The organism is Streptomyces sp. PA03-6a, from assembly GCF_033792765.1.
Taxonomy (GTDB): domain Bacteria; phylum Actinomycetota; class Actinomycetes; order Streptomycetales; family Streptomycetaceae; genus Actinacidiphila.
Genome location: NZ_JARAVK010000404.1, coordinates 1 through 5376 on the forward strand (window position 1 = coordinate 1; position 5376 = coordinate 5376).

General features: G+C 74.3%; 6 protein-coding genes and 1 riboswitch. Of the genes, 4 read left to right on the forward strand and 2 right to left on the reverse strand.

The features are described from left to right. Nucleotides 1-134: 134 nt before the first annotated feature. On the forward strand, nt 135-758 hold the full coding sequence (locus PV350_RS44165; RefSeq protein WP_499511607.1) for a TetR family transcriptional regulator: 624 nt from the start codon (nt 135-137) through the stop codon (nt 756-758). Between the two features lie 14 nt (nt 759-772). Here the strand turns inward: PV350_RS44165 and PV350_RS44170 are convergent, their stop codons facing one another. Then, nucleotides 773-1006 carry a ferredoxin gene (locus tag PV350_RS44170; RefSeq protein WP_499511608.1) on the reverse strand — a complete coding sequence of 78 codons (234 nt, stop codon included), beginning with the start codon at nt 1004-1006 and terminating at the stop codon, nt 773-775. A gap of 4 nt (nt 1007-1010) precedes the next feature. After that, nucleotides 1011-2474: an aldehyde dehydrogenase gene (locus tag PV350_RS44175; protein ID WP_500339014.1), complete on the reverse strand. Its 1464-nt coding sequence runs from the start codon at nt 2472-2474 to the stop codon at nt 1011-1013. A gap of 115 nt (nt 2475-2589) precedes the next feature. On the opposite strand from PV350_RS44175, the gene PV350_RS44180 reads away from it, so the two are divergent. The 3 genes from PV350_RS44180 to PV350_RS44190 form a co-directional block, all read left to right on the forward strand. Then, on the forward strand, nt 2590-3594 hold the full coding sequence (locus PV350_RS44180; protein ID WP_500339016.1) for a Strvi_7410 family MBL fold metallo-hydrolase: 1005 nt from the start codon (nt 2590-2592) through the stop codon (nt 3592-3594). A gap of 101 nt (nt 3595-3695) precedes the next feature. Continuing rightward, a riboswitch (cobalamin riboswitch) is annotated at nt 3696-3771 on the forward strand. A 110-nt stretch (nt 3772-3881) separates the two neighbouring features. Next, nucleotides 3882-5018 (forward strand): SCO2321 family membrane protein, encoded by a 1137-nt coding sequence (locus PV350_RS44185; RefSeq protein ID WP_499511611.1) that lies wholly within the window; start codon nt 3882-3884, stop codon nt 5016-5018. After that, a partial coding sequence (locus PV350_RS44190; protein ID WP_500339018.1) for an SCO2322 family protein occupies nt 5015-5376 on the forward strand: 362 nt, incomplete at its 3' end. The genes PV350_RS44185 and PV350_RS44190, both read left to right, overlap by 4 nt.

Sequence of the window (5376 nt, forward strand, 5' to 3'; positions counted from 1 at the left end):
GTGGTGGGGGATGCCCGCCGCAACCGCAACGCACCCGCACACAACCACCGGGCCGCAAGGGGCACCCCCCGCAGAAAGGGCCGCAGTACGCTGGGGGCCGGTTCCGCACGGCGCACAGATTCGGATTGGGACAGATGACCGCAGCTCCTCAGCCGACGCCGCCCCCCGTGCCGCTGACCGAACGTCAGGAAGCCCGCCGCCGCCGCATCCTGCGCACCAGCGCCGAGCTCGCCGTGCGGGGCGGATTCGACGCCGTCCAGATGCGCGAGGTCGCCGAGCAGTCGAACGTCGCGCTGGGCACCCTCTACCGCTACTTCCCGTCCAAGATCCATCTGCTCGTCGCCACGATGCGGGACCAGCTGGAGCACCTCCACGAGGCGCTGCGCAAGCGCCCGCCCTCGGCCGCCGAGCCCGCGGACCGCGTGGCGGAGACGCTGATGCGCGCCTTCCGCGCGATGCAGCGCGAACCGCACCTCGCGGACGCCATGGTGCGGGCGCTGACCTTCGCCGACCGTTCCGTCAGCCCGGAGGTGGACGCCGTGTCGCGGCTGACGACCGCGATCGTCCTGGACGCTATGCGGCTGGACGGGCCGCCCGGGCCCGAGCTGCTCTCCGCGGTCCGCGTCATCGAGCACACCTGGCACTCGGCCCTGGTGACCTGGCTGTCGGGACGCGCCTCGATCGCCCAGGTGAAGATCGACATCGAGACGGTGTGCCGGCTGATCGACCTCACCGATCCGCGCCGCGCGCAGCCCTGACCCCTGCGGCCCGGTCACTCCTCGGGCGGGAAGACCGCCTCGCCGGAGTCGGCCAGCGTGATGCTGATCGCCTCCACCGGGCAGCCCTCCGCCGCCGCCAGCAGCGCCTCCGCGGCGTCGGTGTCCGGGGCCGCCGGATGGGACTGGCGGGCGGAGTCGAGGGTGAAGCCGCCCGGCGCGGAGTTCACGCACATGCCCGAGCCGATGCACACCCCCCGGTCGACCTCGACGTGCCACCGGTCCCCCACGGGGTCAGCCCTCCCAGCCGGCGGGCAGGTGGATCATCTTGTGCTCCAGGTACTCGCCCAGTCCCTCGGGGCCGAACTCGCGCCCGAGCCCGGAGTTCTTGTAGCCGCCGAAGGGTCCGAGCATGTCGAGGCTGAAGGTGTTGACGTTGAAGGTGCCGGTGCGCACCCGGCGGGCGACGTCGATGCCGTGCTCGACGTCGGCGGTCCACACGCTGCCGGACAGGCCGTAATCGGAGTCGTTGGCGATGCGGACGGCCTCGGCCTCGTCCTCGTAGGGCAGCAGGCAGATGACCGGGCCGAAGATCTCCTCGCGGGCGATCCGCATGGAGTTGGTGACGTCCCCGAAGAGGGTGGGCTCGACGTACCAGCCCGTGGGCTGCGCCTGCGGGCGGCCGCCGCCGGTGAGGACCTTGGCGCCCTCCTGCTGGCCGAGGGCGATGTAGTCCAGGGAGCGCTGCTGCTGGCGGCGGGCGACCAGCGGCCCGACCTGGGTGGCGGGGTCGAGGGGGTCGCCGACGACGAGGGCGGAGGCGGCGGCCGCCAGGCGCTCGGCGGTCTCGTCGTAGCGGGAGCGGGGCGCGAGGATGCGGGTCTGGGCGACGCAGGCCTGTCCGTTGTTCATCCAGGCGGCCGAGACGATGCCGGGGACGGCGGTGTCCAGGTCGGCGTCGGGCAGGACCAGCGCGGCGGACTTGCCGCCGAGTTCCAGCGTCACGCGGGTGAGGTTGCGGGAGGCGACCTCCATGACGCGTTTGCCGGCGGCGACCGATCCGGTGAAGGAGACCTTGTCGACGCCGGGGTGGCCGACCAGGTACTCGCTGACCTCGCGGTCGGCGGGCAGGATCGACAGCACGCCCTCGGGCAGCCCCGCCTCGGCGGCGATCTCGCCGAGCAGGTACGCGTCCAGCGGTGACTCCGGCGACGGCTTGAGGACCACCGCGCACCCGGCGAGCAGCGCGGGGGCGAGCTTGGCGGCGGCGGTGAACTGCGGGACGTTCCACGGGACGACGGCGGCGACGACGCCGGCCGGTTCGCGGCGCACGAGGAGCGGCCCGAGCACGCCGGCCCGTCGTTCCTCCCAGGTGAAGCCGCGTGCGACGGTGATCGCGGCGTCCCACACCATCATCGCGCCCAGCGCCTGCGCGAGGACGCTCCAGGAGTAGGGCGAGCCGTTCTGGGAGCTGATGACGCGGGCGATCTCCTCGTGGCGCACGGCGATCGCGTCCTTGATGCGCGTGACGACCGCGATGCGCTCGTCGAGGGTCGTACGCGGCCACGGTCCCTCGTCGAAGGCCCTGCGGGCGGCGGCGACGGCCCGGTCGACGTCCTCGCGTGAGGCGTGCGGCACCCGCGCGAAGACCTGCTCGGTGTGGGGCGAGACGACCTCGATGGTGCCGGTGCCGAGGGGGTCCACCAACTCCCCGCCGATGAAGAGCTGTCCGTGTTCGACGATCCCGTTCCCGTCCATGCCTGTCCCGTCCCGCCTTTGGCTGATGCCTCGTCAGAAAGTGACTCTGCTTCAGAACTGATACCAGTTCTAGTTATGGTGGGCAATGCATGCGACGGAGCGGAGAGGGGCCCTCATGGAGCACGGCGACGGCATCTGGAGCATCCCGGTCCCGATCCCCGACAACCCCCTGGGCCACACGCTCGTCTATGTCGTCGACACCGACCGCGGCCCCGTCCTGGTCGACACCGGCTGGGACGACCCCGCCTCCTACGACGCCCTCGCCCGCGGCCTCACCGCGCTCGGCACCCGGGTCGCCGACGTCCACGGTGTCCTGGTCACCCACCACCACCCCGACCACCACGGCCTGTCCGGGCAGGTCCGCGAGGCTTCCGGCGCCTGGATCGCCATGCACCCCGCCGACACCGCCGTCGTCCGCCGTGCCCGCGGCGCCGCACCGGACCTGTGGCTGGACTACCTCGCCGTCAAACTCGCCGCCGCCGGCGCCCCCGAGGAGCACCTCGCCCCGCTGCGGGCGGTGCGCGCCGAGCGCCGCGCCGCGAACGTACCCGGCCTGCGGCCCGCCCTCCCCGACCGCGACATCGTCCCCGGCGAGCGGGTCCCGCTGCCCGGCCGCGCCATCCGCGCGGTGTGGACCCCCGGCCACACCCCCGGTCACGTCTGCCTCTTCGAGGAGGACGGCCGCCGCCTCTTCTCCGGCGACCACCTGCTGCCCGGGATCTCCCCGCACATCGGCCTGTACGAGGACCCCGACGAGACGACCGCCGGCGACCCCCTGGGCGACTACCTCGACTCCCTGGAACGCGTCGCCCGGCTCGACCCCGCGCAGGTGCTGCCCGCCCACAAGCACCCCTTCACCGACGCCGGCGCCCGCGTGCGCGAACTGCTGGACCACCACGCCGACCGCCTCTCCTCGCTCCGCGCCCTGATCGCCGAGGCCCCGCGCACCCCGTGGCAGCTGGCCGAGGCCATGCAGTGGAACCGCCCCTGGGAGCAGATCCCCTTCCCCTCCCGGAACATCGCCGTCGCCGAGGCCGAGGCGCACCTGCGCCGCCTGGTCAAGCTCGGGCACGCCGAACCCGTGCCCGGGTCGGATCCGGTCGCGTACACCGCGGTGTGAGGCCGCCGGTGTGAGCCAGACCGCACACCGCCGGGCACGGCCCGGCGCACGGTCCCGGCTAAGGTGTGGTCGACACACCAAGTCCAATCACGTCCGAGCGGGGGAAGCCGGTGCGAATCCGGCGCTGACCCGCAACCGTGAGCCGTCCCCGCCCGGGGAGGGCCCAGCCGGAGCACCCGCACGGACGGGAGCGGCTCTTCCGTCGAGGTACACGGAGCCGGAGCCCGGTGCCGTGACCGCGCGCCCGCATCCGTCTGCGCGACCGCTCACCCGAAAGGCACCACCCGATGCACCTGCGCCGCACCGCCGCGGCCGCCCTGGCCGCCTTCAGCACCCTCCTCATAGCCGCGTCGCCGTCACCGTCGCCCGCGGCGGCGCCCGCCGCGCTGTACGGGGAGGGCGACCCGACGTACGACGGCGTGTGGCGTCAGTCGTACGCGCTGCTGGCGCTCCACGCGGCCGACACGGACCCGGCCGGTGACGCGGTGGAGTGGCTCGCCAAGCAGCAGTGCGCGGACGGCGGCTTCGCCTCGTACCGTCCCGACCCGACGGCGCCCTGCGACCCGAAGACCGAGGACACCAACGCCACCGCCATCGCGGTCCAGGCGCTCGCCGTCCACGGCCAGGACTTCGCCGTCGAGCGCGCCGCCGACTGGCTCGCCAAGGTGCAGAACCGCGACGGCGGCTGGTCCTACAACCCCGGCGGCGCCTCCGACGCCGACTCCACCGGCGTCGTCATCGGCGGCCTCAAGGCCGCCGGCACCGACGTCAAGTCCGTGACCACCGACGGCCGGTCGCCCTACGACGCGCTGCGCGCCCTCCAGGTGGCCTGCGGCAAGAAGGACGGCGGCGCGTTCGCCTACCAGCCCGACCCCAAGTCCGGTGCCCTCGCGGCCAACGCCAAGGCCACCGCCGACGCCGTACGCGGCGCCGAGGGCGCGGGCTTCGTCGTCGAGGCCCCTGACCGGAACGTCCCCGTGCGCGCCGAGTGCGGCGGCAGCGCCTCCGACGCGGGCGCCGCGTGGCTCGCCGGTGGTCTCACCGCCGGCGGCAGCCACTTCGACGCGGTCACCCCGGGCTCCGACCAGAAGACCCCCGACTTCGGCACCACCGCCGACGCCGTCGTCGCCCTCGCCGCCGGCGGCCACCTCGACGCCGCCAAGGGCGCGTACAACTGGCTCGCCGCCAACTCCGCCGCCTGGTCCAAGGACAACCCCACCGCCCTCGCGCAGCTCGCCCTCGCCGCGTACGCCACCGGCAACCCCCTGCGCGACCACATCACGCAGCTCAGCGCCCTCGGTCCGGTCGCGGAACGCAAGCCCGACTCCTCCGGCGGCAGTTCGGTGTGGTGGATCGTCGGCGCCTGCCTGGTCGCGGGCATCGGCATCGGGGTGCTGCTCGCCGGCCGGAAGCACCGGCTGTGAGGCGGCCGCCCCTCACGGCGGCGGCACTCCTCCTGGCCCTGGTGGCCGCCCTCGTCGCGACGCCCGCGCACGCGGCCACCTACCGGTACTGGTCCTTCTGGCAGCGTGACGCGGCCACCGACGCCTGGAGTTACGCCCGGACCGGCCCCGCCCTCAGCCGCCCCGACGACGGTGCCGTCGAGGGCTGGCGCTTCGGCGTCAGCCCCGACGCCGACTCGGCCGCGCGCCCCCGCGGCGCCGCCCGGTTCGCCGATGTCTGCGACGGCACCCCGGCCCGCCCCGGCACCAAGCGCGTCGCCCTGGTGCTCGACTTCGGCACCGCCGCCGACGCCCCGGCCGCCCGCACCGCCTGCTCCCG